General features: G+C 67.3%; 14 protein-coding genes. 6 read left to right on the top strand and 8 right to left on the bottom strand.

Annotated elements, in window-relative coordinates; genetic code table 11:
• Positions 1–39: 39 nt before the first annotated feature.
• The gene (locus LDH66_RS07880; protein ID WP_226480503.1) at positions 40–2,397 is read right to left on the bottom strand and encodes a PAS domain S-box protein; all 2,358 of its coding nucleotides are present in this window, start codon (positions 2,395–2,397) and stop codon (positions 40–42) included.
• Between the two features lie 265 nt (positions 2,398–2,662).
• Here LDH66_RS07880 and carB point away from each other — a divergent pair, with 265 nt between their 5' ends.
• Positions 2,663–5,839: a carbamoyl-phosphate synthase large subunit gene (carB, locus tag LDH66_RS07875; RefSeq protein ID WP_226480502.1), complete on the top strand. Its 3,177-nt coding sequence runs from the start codon at positions 2,663–2,665 to the stop codon at positions 5,837–5,839.
• Between the two features lie 323 nt (positions 5,840–6,162).
• Here carB and LDH66_RS07870 read toward each other — a convergent pair whose 3' ends face one another.
• From LDH66_RS07870 to LDH66_RS07845, 6 genes are all read right to left on the bottom strand, one after another.
• Positions 6,163–6,819, bottom strand: coding sequence for a metal-dependent hydrolase (locus tag LDH66_RS07870; protein ID WP_226480501.1), 657 nt, complete (start codon positions 6,817–6,819; stop codon positions 6,163–6,165).
• Positions 6,820–7,007: 188 nt separating this feature from the next.
• Positions 7,008–7,715, bottom strand: a complete 708-nt coding sequence (locus LDH66_RS07865) for a CehA/McbA family metallohydrolase (RefSeq protein ID WP_226480500.1) — start codon at positions 7,713–7,715, stop codon at positions 7,008–7,010.
• The gene (locus LDH66_RS07860; protein ID WP_226480499.1) at positions 7,712–8,410 is read right to left on the bottom strand and encodes a CDP-alcohol phosphatidyltransferase family protein; all 699 of its coding nucleotides are present in this window, start codon (positions 8,408–8,410) and stop codon (positions 7,712–7,714) included. The genes LDH66_RS07865 and LDH66_RS07860 overlap by 4 nt, the downstream gene beginning before the upstream one ends.
• A gap of 160 nt (positions 8,411–8,570) precedes the next feature.
• Positions 8,571–9,149: a GNAT family N-acetyltransferase gene (locus LDH66_RS07855; RefSeq protein ID WP_226480498.1), complete on the bottom strand. Its 579-nt coding sequence runs from the start codon at positions 9,147–9,149 to the stop codon at positions 8,571–8,573.
• A gap of 105 nt (positions 9,150–9,254) precedes the next feature.
• Entirely contained in the window at positions 9,255–10,055 is an 801-nt protein-coding gene (locus LDH66_RS07850; protein WP_226480497.1) for an alpha/beta fold hydrolase, read from the bottom strand.
• Positions 10,056–10,226: 171 nt separating this feature from the next.
• Positions 10,227–11,888, bottom strand: a complete 1,662-nt coding sequence (locus LDH66_RS07845; RefSeq protein ID WP_226480496.1) for a hypothetical protein — start codon at positions 11,886–11,888, stop codon at positions 10,227–10,229.
• Between the two features lie 165 nt (positions 11,889–12,053).
• Here LDH66_RS07845 and LDH66_RS07840 point away from each other — a divergent pair, with 165 nt between their 5' ends.
• Both LDH66_RS07840 and LDH66_RS07835 read left to right on the top strand, forming a co-directional pair.
• Positions 12,054–12,836, top strand: a complete 783-nt coding sequence (locus tag LDH66_RS07840; RefSeq protein WP_226480495.1) for an ABC transporter ATP-binding protein — start codon at positions 12,054–12,056, stop codon at positions 12,834–12,836.
• A 134-nt stretch (positions 12,837–12,970) separates the two neighbouring features.
• Positions 12,971–13,213, top strand: a complete 243-nt coding sequence (locus tag LDH66_RS07835) for a DUF8015 family protein (RefSeq protein ID WP_226480494.1) — start codon at positions 12,971–12,973, stop codon at positions 13,211–13,213.
• Positions 13,214–13,271: 58 nt separating this feature from the next.
• Here LDH66_RS07835 and LDH66_RS07830 read toward each other — a convergent pair whose 3' ends face one another.
• On the bottom strand, positions 13,272–13,643 hold the full coding sequence (locus tag LDH66_RS07830; RefSeq protein WP_226480493.1) for a cupin domain-containing protein: 372 nt from the start codon (positions 13,641–13,643) through the stop codon (positions 13,272–13,274).
• Between the two features lie 202 nt (positions 13,644–13,845).
• Here LDH66_RS07830 and folP point away from each other — a divergent pair, with 202 nt between their 5' ends.
• From folP to LDH66_RS07815, 3 genes are all read left to right on the top strand, one after another.
• A complete protein-coding gene (folP, locus tag LDH66_RS07825; RefSeq protein ID WP_226480492.1) occupies positions 13,846–16,464 on the top strand; it encodes a dihydropteroate synthase in 2,619 nt (872 codons plus the stop codon).
• 72 nt (positions 16,465–16,536) lie between these two features.
• Positions 16,537–19,956, top strand: a complete 3,420-nt coding sequence (locus LDH66_RS07820) for a PAS domain S-box protein (protein WP_226480491.1) — start codon at positions 16,537–16,539, stop codon at positions 19,954–19,956.
• Between the two features lie 67 nt (positions 19,957–20,023).
• Positions 20,024–20,305 (top strand): hypothetical protein, encoded by a 282-nt coding sequence (locus LDH66_RS07815; protein WP_226480490.1) that lies wholly within the window; start codon positions 20,024–20,026, stop codon positions 20,303–20,305.
• Position 20,306: the final 1 nt, after the last annotated feature.

Raw genomic sequence — 20,306 nt, 5'->3', positions numbered from 1 at the left:
CGGTCGATCGCTGCGGAGCGTGCGGCGGATTCGATAGCGCTACGCGCCGAACGAAACGGCCAGCCGAAGCCCGCCCGCCTCGCTCTCCCCGACGGTGATCGACCAGCCGTGGGCCTCGACGACCTCGGAGACGATCGCCAGCCCGAAGCCAGTGCCCTCCGCGGCAGTACTATATCCGGACTCGAGGATCTTCTCACGTTCGCGCGACGGGATTCCGGGGCCGTCGTCACCGATGGCGAACCCGTCGTCGGTCGGCTCGACCGTGATCCTCACGTCGGTCCCGACGTGGTTGCGCGCGTTTCGAAAGACGTTCTCGAAGAGCACGAGCAGCCGCTCCTCGTCGGCCTCGACGGTGGGTAACGCCCGCTCTCGAACGACGGTCAGTTCGGGGTCGACCGCTCGATGGGCTCGATCGACGACGCCGTCGAGGTCGACCGGTTCCGTCTCCGTCAGCCGCTGGCCGCTCCGGGCGAGCGCGAGGACGTTCTCGATGAGGTCGTCCATCCGATCGACCGCCCACTCGATCTCCTCGCGGTATCGCTCGCCCTCGGCGTCGAGTTGGGGTTCGAGGTTCTCGAGGTGGCCTGCCGCGAGGGTCAGCGGGGTCCGGAGGTCGTGGGAAACGGTGCTCGCGAAGGCGTCCAACCGGTCGTTTTGACGCTCGAGCTCGGCCGTACGCGCGGCGAGTTCGTCCTCCCGGCGGGCCCGCTCGAGCGCGGCCTCGACGTTGGCCGCGAGGATGCGCGCGAGCGTGATCGTCTCCGGATCGAAATCGTTCGTCGCCGTCGAACTGGCGATGAAGATCCCCGCCTCGCCGAGCGGGATGTGGACTTCGCTCCGGACCGGCGTTTCCGGATTTCGAACGTTATCGGCGTAGCGGACGTCGCCGTGAACGATCGTCTCGCCGGCCTCGAAGGCGTCCCAAGAGATGCTGTCGCCCGGCTCGATGGGCGGGACCGCCCCGAGAAGCGCTTTCGTCTCGTCGGTCATCGCCACCGGGACGAGAACGCCGGGCGCGCGTGACGTGTCGTCGCAACTCGAGGCGGATCGGTCCGCTCGCTCCTCGTACAGATGGATCGAGTTGATCGTGAGCGACAGCGCGTCGCGGGCGATTTCGCTCGCGACGCGGGCGACCTCTTCGCTGCTCTCCGCGGCCATCAGCCGTCGGGTCCCCTCGTGGAGGCGGTGAATCCGTTGTTCTCGCTCCTTGTAGTCGCTGATATCTCGGATGACGCCGACACTGCCGGTAAACGACCCGTGCTCGTCGGTCAGCGGTGCGACGTTGTTCTCGACGAGAAACGGGTCGCTGTCGGGGGGTTCGAACTGCATCTCGTAGGTCTCCCACGTTCGATCGTCGTCGGACAGGATCTCGCTGAGGGTCCTTTTCGCCCGTTCGACGTCCTCGTCGGACATGTACTCGCTCGGATGCTCGCCGACGAGTGCGGCGCGCGTCGTCCCGAGCACGTCGGCCATCGCGTCGTTGGCCATCTCGATCCGTCCCCGCTCGTCGAGGACGTACATCGGATCGCCGACGGTATCGACGAGGGTCCGATATCGCTCGAGTTCCCGTTCCCGGCGTTTCTGCTCGCTGATGTCGGTATAGATCGCGTACTCGTAGACGTCGCCCCCGATCTCGGCCGCGAACCCGCGGAGAGAGAAGTCCCTGCAGCCGTCGATCGTCAGGCGCTCGACGGCCGCCGTGACCACTTCACCGAGCCCGACCGTCCCGGCGATACGGACCGGTTCGGCGTCGTCGGGGACGAGGACGTCGTCGAGCGAGTCCCCGGAGATGGCATCGCGTTCGTAGCCGAAGACGTCCTCGAACGCGGGGTTGACGTCGACGATCTGATTCGGGTCGGCGCGGCGCGTCACGATGATCGGGTCGGGGCTGTGCTCGAAGAGCGCGACGAAGTGGTCGCGGTCGGTCGCTCGCGACCGGTGTAATCGGGACGGGGCGGCGGCCCGCTTGCCATCGCCCGGTCGGAGTCTCTCGTCGACGACCGTTCGGAGTTGGGCGAGCAGTCGCTCGATCGAATCCGCGACGTCCTTCGGGACGTATCCCATCAGGCCGGACGTGATGGCGTCGCTCGCGAGCCGTTCGTCGTCGTCGGCAGTGTAGAGGACGAACGGAACGGCGGCGGCGTCCTCGGCTCGGACGCGTTCGTACATCGACAGCGCGTCCGTTTCGGCGAACCGATATTCGGTGACGACGCACGTACGCTCGTCCGCGTCCGCGAGCGCGTCGCGGAGTTCGGTCGGCGTCGCGACGGGATCGACCGCGAGTCCGTCCGCGGCCGTCTCGAGTTTCTCGACGGTTCGGCGGCGAGCCGCGGGGTCCGGGTCGGCGTAGAGAACGGTGATCGGGCGCTGGAAACGGATAGTACCGGACGCGGCCATCTAGATGATCTGAAGTGACGGGACGAGTCATCATAAGGCGTGTGGCCGGAGATACCGGTCATAACCGACTGCTATACCCCTGCCGACCGTCCTCGGTGAGGACGCGAGAGGTTCACACCCAGCCGCTGGATCGACGGCGACCCGCGCGAATTCGGACTGATCGAGATGACTCCGCCGTTGAGTTCGAATTTCGAAAATCGATTTCGAGATTCGTACTGTATCGTGGGGCTTATTACGATGTACGAACTCCAATTCGACAAGACAAATGAGTACGGACACCGCCACAGACGCCGAGACGGGCGACGGGCGCACGATCCTGTTGATCGGGAGCGGCCCGATCCAGATCGGACAGGCCGCCGAATTCGACTATTCGGGCGCACAGGCCTGTCGCGCGCTTCAGGAGGAAGGCGCTCGCGTCGTCCTCGTGAACTCGAACCCGGCGACGATCATGACGGACCCGGAGATGGCCGACGAGGTCTACATCGAGCCGATCACGACCGACGCCATCGCCGAGATCATCCGCAAGGAGAACCCCGACGGCGTTATCGCCGGCCTGGGCGGCCAGACCGGGCTGAACGTCACCGCCGAACTCGCCGAGGAAGGCGTTCTCGAGGAGTACGACGTCGAGATCATGGGGACGCCCCTGGACACGATCTACGCGACGGAGGACCGCGACCTCTTCCGTCAGCGCATGGAGAAGATCGGCCAGCCGGTTCCCGCCTCCACCACCATCTCGCTCGACGAGGGCGAGGAGGTCTCGGAGATGACCGAGGAGGGCCTGCGCGATCGCGTTCAGGCGGCTGTCGACGAAGTCGGCGGCCTGCCCGTGATCGCCCGCACGACCTACACGCTGGGCGGCTCCGGTTCGGGCGTCGTCCACGACTTCGACGAACTGCTGCGCCGCGTCCGCAAGGGACTGCGCCTCTCTCGTAACAGCGAGGTACTCATCACCGAGTCGATCGCCGGCTGGGTCGAGTACGAGTACGAAGTCATGCGCGACGCCGACGACTCCTGTATCATCATCTGTAACATGGAGAACATCGACCCGATGGGGATCCACACGGGCGAGTCGACGGTCGTCACGCCCTCCCAGATCGTCCCCGACGAGGGTCACCAGGAGATGCGCACCGCCGCGCTCGACGTCATCCGCGAACTTGGCATTCAGGGCGGCTGTAACATCCAGTTCGCGTGGCACGACGACGGCACCCCCGGCGGCGAGTACCGCGTCGTCGAGGTCAACCCGCGCGTCTCCCGCTCCTCCGCGCTGGCCTCCAAGGCGACCGGCTACCCGATCGCCCGCGTGACCGCGAAGGTCGCGCTCGGCAAGCGACTCCACGAGATCACCAACGAGATCACGGGCGAGACCACCGCCGCCTTCGAACCCGCGATCGACTACGTGGTCACGAAGGTACCCCGCTGGCCCAAAGACAAGTTCGACGACGTCGACTTCGAGCTGACGACGGCTATGAAGTCGACCGGCGAGGCGATGGCAATCGGCCGCACCTTCGAGGAGTCCCTGCTCAAGGCGCTTCGCTCCTCGGAGTACGAGCCCGACGTCGACTGGGCCGAAATCTCGGACGAGGAACTCGAGGAGCACTACCTCGAGCGCCCGTCGCCGGATCGTCCCTACGCGATGTTCGAGGCCTTCGAGCGCGGCTACACCGTCGACGAGGTCCAGGAGCTGACCGGCATCTTCGAGTGGTACACCGAGCGCTTCAAACGCATCGCAGACTCGACGCTCGCCGCTCAGGAAGGCGACTTCACCGAGGCCGCGATCGCCGGCCACACCAACGCCAGCATCGCCACGACCGCGGGCGCGGACGTCGAGACCGTCGAGACGGAAGTCCCCGGCCGCACCTACAAGCAGGTCGACACCTGCGCGGGCGAGTTCGAGGCCGAGACGCCGTACTACTACTCCGCGCGCAAGTCGGAGTTCGAGTCCGGCCCGCTACTCGGCGACGCCGCGGCCGGTGAGCTCGAGGTCGACCGCGACATCGAGAGCGTGATCGTCGTCGGCGGCGGCCCGATCCGCATCGGACAGGGCGTCGAGTTCGACTACTGTTCGGTCCACGCGGTCCGCGCGCTGCGCGACCTCGGCATCGACGCCTACGTCGTGAACAACAACCCCGAGACCGTCTCGACGGACTACGACACCTCCGACGGCCTCTTCTTCGAGCCCATCACGGCCGAGGAGGTCGCGGACGTCGCCGAGGCGACCGGTGCTGACGGCGTGATGGTCCAGTTCGGTGGCCAGACCTCCGTCAACATCGGCGAACCGCTCGAGGACGAACTCGCGCGCCGCGGCCTGGACTGCGAGGTCATGGGTACCTCCGTCGAAGCGATGGACCTCGCGGAGGACCGCGACCGCTTCAACGCCCTGATGGACGAACTGGGCATCGCCCAGCCCGACGGCGGGACCGCCTTCTCCGAGGAGGAAGCCCTCGAGCTGGCCCACGACATCGGCTACCCCGTCCTCGTCCGCCCCTCCTACGTGCTGGGCGGCCGCGCGATGGACGTCGTCTACAACGACGAGGAACTGCAGACCTACATCGAGGAGGCCGTCCGCGTCGCGCCGGACAAACCGATTCTCGTGGACGATTTCCTCGAGGACGCGATCGAACTCGACGTCGACGCGGTCTCCGACGGCCGCAACGTCATCATCGGCGGCATCATGGAACACGTCGAAACGGCGGGCGTCCACTCGGGCGACTCCGCGTGTATGATCCCGCCGCGCTCGCTCGACGAGGACACGCTCGAGCGCGTCCGCGAGGTCACCGAGGACATCGCCGAGGCGCTCAAAACGAAGGGGCTGCTGAACGTCCAACTCGCCGTCCGCGATGGCGAGGTGTACGTCTTAGAGGCCAACCCGCGCTCCTCGCGTACCGTCCCGTTCGTCTCGAAGGCGACCGGCGTGCCGATCGCCAAACTCGCCGCGCAGGTCATGGCCGGCGAGACCCTCGAGAGTCTCGAGGTCGACGAGCAGATCCCCAACCACACCTCGGTCAAGGAGGTCGTTCTGCCCTTCGACCGCCTGCCGGGTTCGGACCCGCGTCTCGGCCCGGAGATGAAGTCCACCGGCGAGGTCATGGGGACGGCCAGCGACCCCGGGACGGCCTACTGGAAGGCCCAGCAGGCCGCCGGCAACGCCGTCAGCGAGGGGACCGCCGTGGTCGACCTCGACGTCGACGGCTTCGAGAATCACTTCGACGTGACCGAGTTCGACGACGTCCCGCAGGCGATCCGCGAGGGGAAAGTCGACTTCATCGTCAGCCGCGACCGCGATTCGCTGGAGATGGCCGTCGAAGAGGAGATCCCCTACCTGTCGACGGCGGCCAGCGCCGAGGCCTACGTCGAAGCGCTCGATAGCTTCGACGGCGACCTCGAGGTCGCGTCGGTGACGGACCGTCCGAAGCACACCGGCGACTGGGGCGCGGCGGAGTAAGACCGCGCTCGAGTCGTCCGGATCGGTTCGCCGACGCCGGTTTCACTGGTCTCGAGGTGTCGTAGACCGGCCCACGCGGTTTCTATCCAAGCGGAGTAGCTGATTCAGTCGGTATTCACCGGTGACGTCCAGAAATCACTTCTGTCCGAAGGTAACAACTGGCGTATGGGAGCGATAGCGATGATCGTGACAGTGTGCGTCTTGTTCGGTGTGGGATACTCGTATCTCCGCTGGTACTGGGACGGCGACGAGAGACTGAACAGTGAACTGTTCGATTGATCCGTGCCGCTCGCAGTGTCGTTCTCGATCGCGTCGCCGGACACTCAGCGGCCGAACCTGATATCGATCGTCGTCCCGTCGGTTTCCGTCTCTCTGACGCGGACCGCCGGGAGGATCGCGCGTAGACTCGCCGGGACGAGGCCCCCGATTCCGGCGCCGATCGCCGCGAGCCGCTTTCGACACAGCGAGTACACGCCCGCGAACGCGACCAGCGAGATTAGGACGGTGTCGGCCGCCGCTGACGTACTCCCTGACGAGATCGCGACGGCCGCGAACCCGAGACAGACCAGAAAGTCCTCCGGCGCGCCCGAGTACCGGACGTACCGCCGCGGCCGGTGCCACCGGCCGAGGACGTGGTTGTAGACGCCGTTTTCGGTCACCGGATTCCAGGGCTCCCGCTCCGCGCTGCCGCCGAACACGTCCGAGACGGCGTGGAGGGCGGCGGCCCCGACCCCCACCGTCAGGACCACTAGCGGAGCCGACGCCGTCAGGTGGACCGCGCCGAGCAAAACGAAAAAGAGGACCGAAAAGCCGACCGGATAGTGCAGCGACTTCCGATGGCTCGCCAGCAGGTCGGCGTCCGGCGCGAGTCCGCCGACGAACGCCGCCAGCAGGAGCGGCGTCCCGACGTGGTCGCCGAGGACCGGGAGGACGACGACCGCGGCGGCGAGGGCCACGAACCCGTGCGTGAGCGCCATCATAGCGATACTGGTCGCTACATAGCCCTCGGTACTGATAAGCAATGAGGCTTCGCCTCCAGGGACGCGCACGCTCGAGAGACAGTCGCTCCCTACGGCTACTCGACACGAACCGCTTCTCGCCATCGACCCACTCCCGGCCATGGACCCACTCCCCGCCATCGAACTCGAGCGGGAACGGGGAGTCGAACTCAGCGCAGCGAGGGCGTCTTTCGCCTCGCGTTCGTGACCACCTTGCGCAGGTACTGCCACGTCGTCGTTCGCTCGCCGACGGCGGCGGTCCGGCCGGCGCGCATCGCCTCGAGGATCGCCGTCGGCGTCGGGGGAGCGTCCGCGGGCAGTCGAACCGCCGTGGCGGCGCGGCCGACGTTCCCGGGACGGTGGGCGTCGCTCCCCCCGAATCGCGGATACTCGTGGCGCGTCGCGAACCGGTCGGCCTGGCGGTTCCGGACGTTCGTGACCGCGTGGGCGTTGTAGACTTCGATGCCGTCGACGCCGTCGATCGCGGCCCCCCGAGCGCCGTGTCGCGATCGTTGAAACGGGTGGGGGACGACCGCGACGCCGCCCGCGGCGCGGACCGCCCGCGCCGTCTCCTCGAGCGAGCGGTCGGGTTCGGGCGCGGCGTCGACGCCCATCGCGAGCAGGTGGCCGTCGGCGGTCGAAACCTCGCAGCCGACGATGACGGTGAGGTCGTCGGCCGCCAGGTCCGCGACCCGAGTCGCCCCGTCGACCGTGTCGTGATCGGTGACGACGACGCCGTCGAGGCCGACGGTCCGCGCCGCCCGGACCAGTTCCGCCGGCGTCGTCGTTCCGTCGTAGGACGCGCTGGTGTGGACGTGGGGATCGATACGCAGCGTCCGCGCTGCTCCGTCGGCCGCGCCGATCGCGTGGCTCGTCATAGGTGGCCGAACTCGAGGCCGATCGCCAGTCCAGCGGCAGCGACCGCGGCGAGGCCGGCCAGCGCGTGGGAGGTATCGGTCTTGTAGGCCTTGTAGTCCGAGACCATCAGCGGGCAGACGGCACCGACGACGAGCCCCGCCAGCCAGCCGTTCCAGCCCCCGACGAAGACGAGGAGGAAGTAGTTCGCGACCACGACGAGGTTCGTGTGGACGACGGTGGTCCCGTGATAGAAGCTCTCGCCGCCGTCGGTGCCGAACCCTTCGTTGTTGTGCCGGACCAGCCTGAGTCCCCCGAACGCGAGGACGAGGAACCCGACGACGAGGCTCGCATACACGCTCGGCGCGAGGACGAAGTGATAGAGGAGGACCGCCGGAACCAGATACGCGAAGATGTCGATGAAGGAGTCCACCTGCCGACCGAACGGCGACGACGTGCCCGTGCGGCGGGCGTACCAGCCGTCGGCCTTGTCCAGGAGGAAGGCACCGAACATGACCAGCAGTGCCCAGTTCGGCTCCCCGCGAGCGAACAGGAGCGCGCTGGCCCACCCGACGAACAGGGCGCCGAGGCTGATGTAATCGGCCCCCGTGAGCCGTCCGAACACGTTCGTTCGATCCGCCGCGTTGCCGACTCGCCGATCGGCGAGATCGAGCCGATTCCAGACCCCTCGTATCGCCTCTCGCAGTTCACTGGCCATCCGCTCGAGTGGAGACACCACGGGAACCGGTATAAATCTGCTCTGACAACTATTTACTTACTATTATTCTATATAGGTGTGGAGAGATACGTAGCGCTCGAGAGCGATCCGATCGTCTCGATGGCGGATACGCGGCGAGCGGGATCGATCGAGATCGGGATCAGACCGCTCGAGTCGCCCGATGGGAGAACGGACCGACCCTGACGTAGCGCCGACGGCGGCGCGGTTCGAAGCCGTGGCGTTCGAACAACGCGCGCGACGGTGCGTTATCGACGGCGACGAGTGCAGTGGCCCGCCGCGCGCCACGTTCGCGCGCCCGTCGACAGGCCTCGGCGACCATTGCCGTCGCGATACCGCGGTTTCGGTGCGCCGGATCGACGAAGACGCGTCTGACGTAAGCGCCGTCGAACGCGAGCGTCCGCTCGAGGGGGCCGATCTCGTGGGCGGTATCCACCGAGAGAAAGAGATACCCTCGCGCTCGCCCGTCCTCGAGCGCGGCGACGATCCGTTCGTCGGGCTCGAGTTCGTCCACCGGCGCGTCGAGCGACGCGACCCGCGCCGGTTCGCAGACGTCGATCGCGTACGATCGCTCGCCGTTCGACGCGGGCGCGTCGAACTGATCTTCGGTGAGCGTCGCGACGTACTCGTCCATCACCGTCGCCGTGATCCCTACCCGTGCGAGCGCGTCGTAGGCGGCGCGGCCGTACCGGTTGCGCGTCAGCCGCCACAGTCGTGGCATCGATCGTCGGATTTCGCCGCCGATCGAATAAAGGGTCGGGTCGACGGCCCCCTCGACTCGAGCGGGCACGGCGTACGAGTCGGAAGCGCTCGCACGCGTCGGTCCCTACTCCCGGGCCGTTACCGCCGTCTCTCCGGTACACGCGAGGATCAACTGCGTCGCCTCTTCCGGGGCGTCCCAGTGGGGATAGTGGCCGCTCCCCTCGAACCAGTACAGTTGCGCGTCGGGAAACCGCTTCAGCGCGCGTTTCGCCTGCCGCGGGAGGGTGACCCGGTCCTTCCGGCCCCAGCCGATCACGACCGGTCCCGGGGTGGAGTCCGTCCCCTCCTGACCGGGTCCGAACGCTAATCGACGAAGGAGTTCGTCGAAGGACGGCGAGTCCGCGAAGGTCCGCATCTCCTCGAGTGCGACGTCGGCGGGCAACTCCCAGGGGCGTGCCGAGAGCTGGGCCAGCAACAGTGTGCGACCCGCGGCGCTGTCCATGAGCCGCCCCATCACGGGCTGGAGCAGGCGAACGAGACGGATCGACGGGGCGAGGGTCGCGTAGAAGAAGTACCGCTCCCAGCCCGCCCAGAACCCGCCGGGATCGAGGGCGACGGTCGCGCCGACCTCGCCCCGGCGCGCCAGTTCGAGCACGAGCCGTCCGCCCATCGAGTTCCCGACCACGTCGACGCCCTCGAGGTCGCGGGCCGTCAGAAACGAACCGACGGCGTCGGCGAGCGTATCGACGGACGACTCGCCGGGCAGCGGCGGCGTTTCACCGTGGCCGGGAAGGTCCACGGCGATCACCTCGCGCTCGGCGGCCAGCGACTCGAGCACTGGCTGCCACGTCCGCCAGCTTCCGCCCAGTCCGTGGACGAGGAGTAACGGCTCGCCCGTCCCTCTTCGCACGTGATTCAGTTCCATGCTCCGTAAACGGCCTCGAACAGTGTAGCGTCTCTGCATCGATACTGACACGTTCCTCGCGCCGTTCGGGGCGGAAATTCCCGTGTCCGGATCAGCACGCCCGCGGGTGACGCGGTTCGACGTCTCGCCTCGCACGGCACGTCCTCGCTGCAGCAGCGAACTGCGATCGACTCACTCGAAATCGTACCAGTCGAACCGCTCGACCGCATAGCGATAGGAGACCGGTGGGGCGATCAGGCCGACGATCAGGACGATCCACGCGCCGACGGTGATCGCTTGAGCGGAGATCGAGAGGTCGGGAAGCGGCGTGACGGTCGCGGTCGACGCGATCAGGTCGGCGATCAGTTCCGGTGCCTCGAGGTACAACACGACGGCGGCGACCGCTGGGAGCGCGATCGCGAGCGTGTAGACGACGAACGCGGTCTTGCTCGGCATCACGGCCTCGCGGTTGTTGGTGACGTTGACGCTACCGAAGCGGGGAAACGCCGAACCGATCCCGGTCGCCAGCGCCGGCGTGGCGACCGTGCCAACGACGGTTCCGGCGACCAGGGCGGCGGTCCGCTCGAGCGAGAGCGGGCTGACGAGCCCCATCGCGAGCGAGAGACACAGCGCCGCAGGGACGGCGACGAGCGCACCGGCGATGATTCGTCCCCGAATCGCCTGTTTCCCGGTGAGCGTCGACGTGACGACGGCGGGCAGCGCCGGTCCGAGATCGCCGAGCGGGTTCAGCGTGAACAGCGCGCCGGCCGCCCAGACGATGTACAGGGAGAAGAGGACGGCCATGAACGGTGGTATCGTCCCCAGTTCGACGATCTGTCGGACGAACCCGAGCGCACCCAGCAGCGGGTAGCCGACGTACACCAATCGAATGGGGGCGCGTTTCGTTCGGCGGATCGCTGTCACCGTCACCGTTCGGACCGGCCGCGAGAGCGTCCCGGAGAGGAGGCCAGCGAGCCGATCTGACGACGTCGTCTCGTCGACTTCCTCGTCCTGAGTCCGGGCCGGGTCGGCGAACCAGTGGCGCTCTGCGGAGGGAATCGCGACCGCGATCGCGAGGCCAGCGACGAGGAGCGAGCCCCCGATCGCGGCCGCGATTCCGGTCGCGGACGGATCGACACCTGGGATTCCGGCTACCAGCAGGTGGCCCGGCCATCCGAGCGGGCTGGCCTGTAACGCGGAGAACAGCGTTCCCATGACCGTGTTGAGCCCGCCAGTCGCAATTGCGCCGAAGTAGACGACCCAGAACGCGGCGAACAGCAGCGTTCGATACCGGGCAACCGGCTCGTAGACGGTGATCAGATGTCGGATCCAGACGCCGACGGTGAACCCGACGGGGACGGCGGTACACAGGAGCAGGGCGATCAGCAGCGGCGCGACGAGTACCGGAAGCACCGTTCCCGAACCGGAGGCGAACGCGGCCGCGAAGAGGACCGTCGGCGGTACCAGCCAAATCGCGAAGAGCGCGATTTCCGCGGCGACGACCCCGATGACGGAGTTCCGAACCGTAGTCGAGAGCAGGAGAAACGCCGGTTTATCGACCTTGGCGACGGCCGTGACCGTTCGCATGATCGCCATGAGGACCAGAAACAGCCACAGGACCGCCGTGCCGCCGGTGACGAACTCGATCACCGTCGCGGCGTCGGCCGCGGAGAGCGATCCGGCGGCGGCCTCCTCGCCGAGTTCCGGAACGATCAGCAGTCCGACGGCCGTGACCGGACCGAGCGCGAACAGCGCGACCACCGCCATCATGAGCAGTTTCGTTCGATCGCCGGCGACCGCACGAACCGTTCGCCGGACCTCTGTTCTGGTGATGGAGAGCGCAACGGCTGCCATCAGCGATCACCTCGTTTCGAATGCAGGGACCGGGAACGAACCGACATCATACGTGTAACCGCATCGCGCTGCCAGTAATTAGTTTGGTTTTTTGTCATTCGGATCGCGTCGGCTCGACCGCTGGACGTGACACACATTTAATTATATCGCCGCGAAAGGAACCGTATGAGCTCTGTCGGCGCCGCCGCTATCGAAACCGAGGGACTGACGAAACGCTACGGCGAGACGGTCGCCGTCTCGGAGCTGACGATGGCCGTCGAGCGCGGGACGGTCTACGGCTTCCTCGGCCCCAACGGCGCGGGGAAGACGACCACGATGCGGATGCTGACGACCCTGACGAAGCCGACCGCCGGGACGGCCCGCGTCGCCGGCCACTCTATCGCGGACCGGGAGTCCGTCACCCCTCATATCGGCTATCTTCCCGAGGAGCCGCCGATCTACGACGAGTTGACCGGCCGGGAACAGCTCGAGCACGCCGCCGGTCTCCGAGATATGCCGGAGAACGCGGCCGGCGAGCGCATCGAGTCGCTACTCGAGCGGTTCGACCTGCTCGCGGACGCGAACAAGCGCATCGAGGACTACTCGAAAGGGATGCGCCAGAAGGTCGGCGTCATTCAGGCGGTCCTCCACGAGCCGGCAGTGGCCTTCCTCGACGAACCGACGAGCGGGCTCGATCCCCGCGCCGCCCGGACGATGCGGGACACCATCGCCGAACTCGCCGACCGGGAAATGACGATCTTCCTCTCGACGCACATCCTTCCCGTCGTCGACGAACTGGCCGACGAAATCGGCGTCCTCCACGACGGCGAACTCGTCGCCGAGGGCGATCCCGCGACGCTCAAGTCCCGTGTCGAGACCGGCGACGCCCGCAGCTTAGAGGACGCCTTCCTCGAGATCACTCGCGAACCCGACGAGGACGGACTGGCGAGAGAGCGGGCCGCGGAGTGATGCGCCGGCGAGCCGTTATGAGCGGTGACACTCGATAAGATCGTCGGATGGTGGCGTAGCTGCGTTTTGCGGGCTTCGTTTCCGTATATTTTTAGTGGGGCGCGGTCATAGCTCCTGTCGGGTGGTGAGAATCGATGGGACTGAGAGATAGCACCGGAATCGAGACGGGTTCTCGACTCGCCGAGTACGGTTCGACGATCGATCGATACGATCTCCTGCTCGGACTGATCCCGACGGCCTTCGCGGTCGCCGGGATCGCCGGTCGCATCTTCGATCTCTCCGGTAAGGCGACGCTTCTCGCCGGCGTCGTCATCGCCGCTCTCGCCTTGCTCGACGGCCTGTTCTTCCGGCCTCCGACGAGGCCCCGCGGGACGTAAGTTCGCCGGTCGCACCGCTCGAGCCCAGTCGCTACCCCCGCGAGTATCGCGTCTCGAGTCAGGGATCGAAGACGCCGCGCCGGAGTCCCTCTCGAACGGGCGCGTGCTCTGCGTCGGTCGGCGGCGGACTCGTCGTGAGCAGGGCCTCGAGCCGACCGTCGTCGTCGGCCTGGATCCCCCGGTCGACGTCGGCTTCAATGACGACCACGTCGTCCGGCCCGACGACGTGTTCGGTCTCCCCCTCTCGGACGACGCCGGTTCCGGCGCGAACGCAGATCGCGACGTCGCTGCCGGGCGCGTGGACCGGGATGAACTGCCCCGGCTCGAAGTAGCCGAGGACGACCTTCATCCGGTCGCTCTGGAAGACAGGTTGCGTGCTGAATCGATCCTCGTCGTACGTCCGTTCGGTGTCAAAATCGGTCGCTGGCATAGGTAGTATGCGCCAGGCGATTTAGGTTCGCCTAGACGTATCCGGAACGACGGCCCTCGCCAGGGTCGATCTTCCCCCGAATATGTTGGGGAGACCGATCGTCCCTCGTCGCCCCGACGGAGTCGCCGCGTACCGGCCGGGAGAGCGACCCGAGCGGTACCGGAACGGAATACTCTAAAACGATCGGGCACTCTGGTTCCGTATGGAGTATCACGAGGCGGCGGACTTCCTCTTCGATCTGCGGCGGTTCCGCCCGAAGCCGGGCACCGAGTCGACGGCCCGGCTGCTGGCCCACCTCGAGAACCCGCACGAAACCGTCGACTTCGTCCAGATCGCCGGCTCCAACGGGAAGGGGAGCACGGCCCGAATGCTCGAGCGGACGCTGCGCGAGGCGGGCTACTCCGTCGGCCTCTACACCTCGCCGCACCTCGAGGACCTCCGCGAGCGCGTCCGCGTCGACGGCCGGAAGATGTCGCGGGCCGCGGTCTGTGACTACGTCGACGCCGCTCGCGAGTATATCACCGAACGCGGCGCGGACGGCGAGTCCCCGACCTTCTTCGAGACGATGACCGCGATGGCGATCTGGCAGTTCGGCCGCGAGGACGTCGATATCGCCGTCCTCGAGGTCGGTATCGGCGGCAAGTACGACGCCACGAGCGTCGTCGATCCGATCGCCAGCGCGGTGACGAGCGTGACCTTAGAGCACACGGGAATCCTCGGCGATACCGTCGAGGAGATCGCCCGCGACAAGGCCCACGTCGCCCCGGCCGGCGCGCCGCTGGTCACGGGCGTCACCGGGAGCCCGCTCGAGGCGATCCGCGACGTCGCCGGCGACGTCGTCACGGTCGGTCCGGCACCGGACGCCGCTGCTAGCGGGGCAGACGACGGTGGCGACGGCGACGGGACCGCTTCGAATCCGGACGTTCGGGTCGCCTACGGCGGCCGGACGAACCACACCGAGGCCGCCGTCTCGGTCGACGCCGCGGAGTGGGACCTCGAGACGCGGATTCCGCTGCTCGGCGAGCATCAGGCTTCGAACGCCGGCATCGCCGCCGTCCTCGCCAGACAGATCGGCGACATCTCGGAGACGGACCTCGAGCGCGGACTGCGGAGCGCACACTGGCCGGGCCGGTTCGAAGTGCTCGACACCGACCCGCTGACCGTCCTCGACGGCGCGCACAATCCGGGCGCCTGCGAGGGGCTCGCCGAGACGCTCGGGACGTACGAGTACGACGACCTCCACCTCGTCTTCGGCGCGATGCACGACAAGGACCACCGCGAGATGGCCGCCGCGCTGCCGACGCCGGACACCGTCGTCGCGACCGAACCGACCCTCGACCGGGCCGAGGATCGGGCGGTCCTCGCCGACGTCTTCGCGGACGCCGGCGTCGGTACCGTCCGCACCGAGACCGCGGTCCCGGACGCGCTCGCGACCGCCCTCGCCGGCGCCGAGCGCGACGACTGCGTGCTCGTCACCGGCTCGCTGTTCGCGGTCGCGGAGGCCCGCTCGAGGTGGACTCGCACCGACGTTCCCAAGCGGATTCGCGACCGCTCGGACGCTCGCGACGCGCTCGCGGAGGCGAACGTCGCCGCGGGCGACGTCGAGCGACTGGACGGCGACGCCGTCCACCGGGTCGTCAGGACGGCGCTCCGGGACCGACAGGCGACCGTCCTGAAGGAGGAACTGCTGCGGCTGGGCGGGGAGTGTGCCCTCTCCGGCCTCGAGCGAGACGACGAGGCCGTCGACGCCGTGTTGATGGGTACGCTCGCCCAGTTCGAGTCGCTCGTCGATGCCCTCGAGAGCCGCTCGCGGCCCCACGGACTGACCGACGTCGCCCGGGAGTTGCGGGACACGCTCGCGCTCGACGCCGAGGCCGGCGTCGGCGTTGCGGACGATACAAATATCGACGGCGAAACCGACGGCGACGCGACGAGCCCGGCGCAGTCCGCCGGCCGTCCGCACGCAGTCGGTCGGACGACGGCCGACTCGAGCGGCCCGGACTACCCCTGGACGGATCGGACGGCCGTGATGGGGATCCTGAACGTCACGCCCGACAGCTTCCACGACGGCGGCGAGTACGACGCCCTCGAGGACGCCGTGGCCCGCGCCGAGGCGATGATCGAGAACGACGCCGACGTGATCGACATCGGTGGGGAGTCGACCCGGCCGGGTGCGGCTCCCGTCTCGGTCGACGAGGAACTCGAGCGGGTCGTGCCCGTGATCGAACGGATCGCCGACCTCGACGCCCTGATTTCTGTCGACACCCGCAGGGCCGCCGTCGCCGACGCCGCGCTCGAGGCCGGGGCAGACGTTATCAACGATGTCTCGGGGCTCGAGGATCCCGAGATGCGATTCGTCGCCGCCGAGCACGACGCAGGGCTGGTCGTGATGCACAGCATCGACGCGCCGGTCGTGCCGGACCACGACGTCGAGTACGACGACGTCGTCGCGGACGTGATCGATCAGCTCTCCGAACGCATCCTGTTGGCAGAGAAGGCCGGCCTCGACCGGAGCCAGATCATCGTCGATCCGGGCATCGGCTTCGGGAAATCCGCCGCCGAGAACTTCGAACTCCTCGACCGGCTCGACGAGTTCCACGCGCTCGGCTGTCCGGTTCTCTTCGGACACTCCCACAAGTCCATGTTCGAACGAGTCGGCCGCGAGGCCGGCGAGCGACTCGAGGCGACCGTCGCGGCCAGTGCGCTGGCGGCCGACCGGGGAGCGGATCTCGTTCGGGTCCACGACGTTCCCGAGAACGTCGCCGCGGTTCGGACGGCGCTCGCCGCGCGCGATCCGGAGCGGTTCGACTGGAACGCGTGACGGCGAGCGACTGGCCGGAGTACGACACTCCCGGGAGCGGATTTATACGTCACGGTCCCCACGTGCGGGGATATGAGCGAACGGTCGGCGGCCTCGGACCCGAACTTCTGGGGGGAGACGACCGAGTCCGAGGCGCTCCAGCGTTATCGCACGCTCGTCGACGTCGTCGACGACGGTATCTACCAGCTCGATTCCGACGGTCAGTTCGTCGCGGTCAACGATTGCGTTCTCGAGATTACCGGCTACGAACGCGACACCCTCCTCGGCGAACACATTTCGATCGTCCTCAACGAGGCCGACTCCGAACGGATCGAGGCGGAGATCTCCACTCGACTTACGACGGACGATCGAGAGCAGGAGACGTTCGAGTTGACGGCACGGACTGCGAGCGGAGAGACGATCCCGTGTGAACTTCGCTTCAGTCTCTTGACCGACGACGGAGAGTTTCGCGGGACGGTCGGGATCGTCCGGGACATCAGCGAGCGGAAACGCGCCGAGGCCATCGTCGAACGCCGGAAGCTGGAACGGGAACTCCGGGAGCGCGAGCGGCAGCTCTCGACGCTGATCGACAACGTTCCCGGGATGGTCTATCGCTGCAAGAACGAACGCGGCTGGCCGATGGAGTTCATCAGCGAGGCCTGCGAGCGAATCACGGGCTATGACCCGGCGGCGCTCGAGCGCGGCGACGTCGAGTGGGGCGTGGACGTCATGGTGCAGGCGGACCGCCAGCCGGTCTGGGAGTCGATCCAGCGCGAGATGGCCGATGACGATACCTTCTCCGAGACATACCGCGTCGAGACCGCCGACGGCGAGCAGCGGTGGGTCAGAGACTACGGTCGCGGCGTCTTCGAGGACGGCGAGCTCGTCGAGATCGAGGGGATTATCGAGGACGTCACCGAGCGGAAACGACGGGAACGGGAGCTCGAACTGTTCCGGCTCCTGCTCGATCACTCGACCGACAGCGTGCTCGTCGTCGATCCGGACACCGGCCGCTATCTGGACGTCAACGAAACGGCCTGTCATCGACGCGGCTACTCCCGAGAAGAGCTCTTGGAACTGTCGGTCCCCGACCTCCAGACCGAGCTTCCCGACCGGGACGCTTGGCAGTCCTTCGTCGACGACCTGCGAGCCGAGGGACCGATCACGTTCGAGGGCCGTCACCGGCGAAAGGACGGGACGACCTATCCCGTCGAGATCAACGCCTCGTACGTCGAACTCGAGGACGAGTACGTCCTCGCGATTTCCCGAGACGTCACCGAGCGCAGAGCCCGCGAGCGGGAACTCGAGCGCAAGGAACGTCGGTACGAGGCCGTCTTCGAGGACCCGAACATCCTCGTGGGGCTGCTCGAGCCCGACGGAACGGTCATCGATATCAACGGGACGGCGATGGAGTACGTCGACGCTGACCTCGAGGCGGTGACGGGCGAACCGTTCTGGGAGACGCCGTGGTGGGGCGAGAGCGACGGCGTCCGGGACGACGTCAGGGAGTGGATCGAACGGGCAGCCCGGGGCGAGTACGTGGGCTTCGAGACGGATCTCGTCGGTCCGGACGGCCAGCAGTATTCCATCAGCGGGTACTTCCGCCCGGTCACGAACGACGACGGCGAGGTGGTCTCGATCATCGTCTCGGACCGCGACGTTACCGAGCGTAGGGAGCGCGAGCGCGAACTACAGCGGTACGAGCGGATCATAGAGACGATCGACGACGGCGTCTACGTGCTCGACGGCGACAGCCGGTTCCGGACGGTGAACGAGGCCTTCGCCGACATGCTGGGCCGCGACCGGGCGGCGCTGGTGGGCGAGCACGCCTCGACCGTCTTTCCGGAATCGAAAGTCGACCGAGCCGAGCGGCTCCAACGAGAGATGATCGCAGGCGAGACCGACATCGCGGAACTGGACGAGCACGTCAGAGCCGCCGACGGAGAGATCCCGGTCGTGACCCGGTTTACCCTCTTCGAGACGGACGACGAGGTCGGTCGCGTCGGCGTCGTCCGCGATGTCACGGAACGCATAGAGCGCGAACGCGAACTCGAGCGGAACAAGGAGCAACTCGAGACGCTGTTCGAGGTGCTCCCGGTCGGCGTCGTCGTCGCGGAGGCCGACGGTGAGATCGTCTCGGCGAACGATACCGCACACGACATCTGGGGCGGGGACGTGTTCGACGCCGACTCCATCGACGAGTACGAGCAGTATTCGCTGCGATGGGCCGACTCGGGCGAGCGAGCCGACCCCGAAGAGATGACGCTGGCCCGGGTGCTCCGCGGCGAGGAGGTGACCGAGCCCGATATCTTCGAGATCGACGCCTTCGACGACGAGCGCCGGATCATCGAGGCGGAAGGCATGCCGATCCGGGACGAGGCCGGCGAGGTGACTCGCGGCGTCATCACGCTGAGCGACGTCACCGAGCGACGGCGGGCCCAGCGCCGGCTCGCGGAGTCCGAGCGGCGCTATCGGACCATCGTGGAGAACTTCCCGAACGGTGCAGTGGGGCTGTTCGACGAAGATCTCAGGTACACGGCCGCCGGCGGGGCGGTTCTGGAGGAAGTCGGCACCTCAGAGGAGGAGATCGTCGGGAAATCCCTCTGGGAGCGGTATCCGGACGAACTGGCCGCGCAGCTCGAGCCGAATTTCCGGGCTGCACTCGAGGGCGAACGCAACTCGTTCGAAATCGAGTTTCACGACCGCCACTGGATCGCGTATACGCTGCCGGTTGACGACGACGACGGCGACACCTTCGCCGGCATGGTCATGGTTCAGGACATCACGGAACGCCGGGAGTACCAGCGAAAGCTCGAGGAGTCCAACGAGCGCCTCGAACAGTTCGCCTACGCCGTCTCGCACGACCTCCAGGAGCCCCTGCGAATGGTCACGAGCTATCTCCGACTGCTCGAGCAGCGGTACGGCGACGCCTTCGACGAGGACGGCGAGGAGTTCCTCGCGTTCGCGGTCGACGGGGCCCAGCGGATGCGCGAGATGATCGACGGCCTCCTCGAGTACTCGCGAGTCGAGACCCGCGGCGATCCGCTGGAACCGACCGATCTGGACGCCGTGCTGGACGACGTACTGACGGACCTCCAGTTCCGGATCGAGGAGACCGACGCCGAGATCACGAGCGAGTCGTTACCCCTCGTCGAGGGCGACGCGAACCAGCTCCGGCAGGTGTTTCAGAACCTGCTGTCGAACGCGATCGAGTACAGCGGGGACGAGCCCCCCCGAGTCCGGATCAACGCCGAGCGCGACGGCGGGGAGTGGCTGCTCTCGGTCAGCGACGAGGGGATCGGGATCGATCCCGACGACCGAGAGCGCATCTTCGAGGTGTTCCAGCGGCTCCACACCCGCGAGGAACACGACGGCACGGGGATCGGCCTCGCGCTGTGCGAGCGGATCGTCGAGCGCCACGGCGGCGACATCTGGGTCGACTCCGGCTCCGACGCCGGCGAGGGAACGACGTTCTCGTTTACGCTCCCCGCCGCGAGCGATCGACCGTCGTGATTTCGGTCGGCGACGGCGTCATCATACATTCCCTCAGTTTCTTGGTATCGCACCGCTCGATGCCGGTATGCCCCTTTCCGACGGACTCGTGTACGGTCTCGCGTCGCTGATCGTCGTCGGTTTCGTCTGCCGTGCCGTCTGGAAGCTTCTCCGAAATTCCGAAACGCCGCATCGAGAGCTAGTGCTGGCGTGGGAACGCCGGCTGACGACCGTCGCCGGGATCCCGCTCTCGCTCGTCGGTGCCTCGACGCTCGTCGACGGCCCGCTCGCGGTCCCGTACGATCCGCTCATGCTGCTCTTTGCAGGAGTCGTTCTCCTCACCTATCCCGAATTCGCGAGACCCCACTGAC

It is taken from the genome of Natrinema amylolyticum (genome assembly GCF_020515625.1).
Lineage (GTDB): Archaea > Halobacteriota > Halobacteria > Halobacteriales > Natrialbaceae > Natrinema > Natrinema amylolyticum.
The sequence above is the reverse complement of the archived record's forward strand: the minus strand, read 5'-3'. Positions and strand labels throughout refer to the sequence as shown.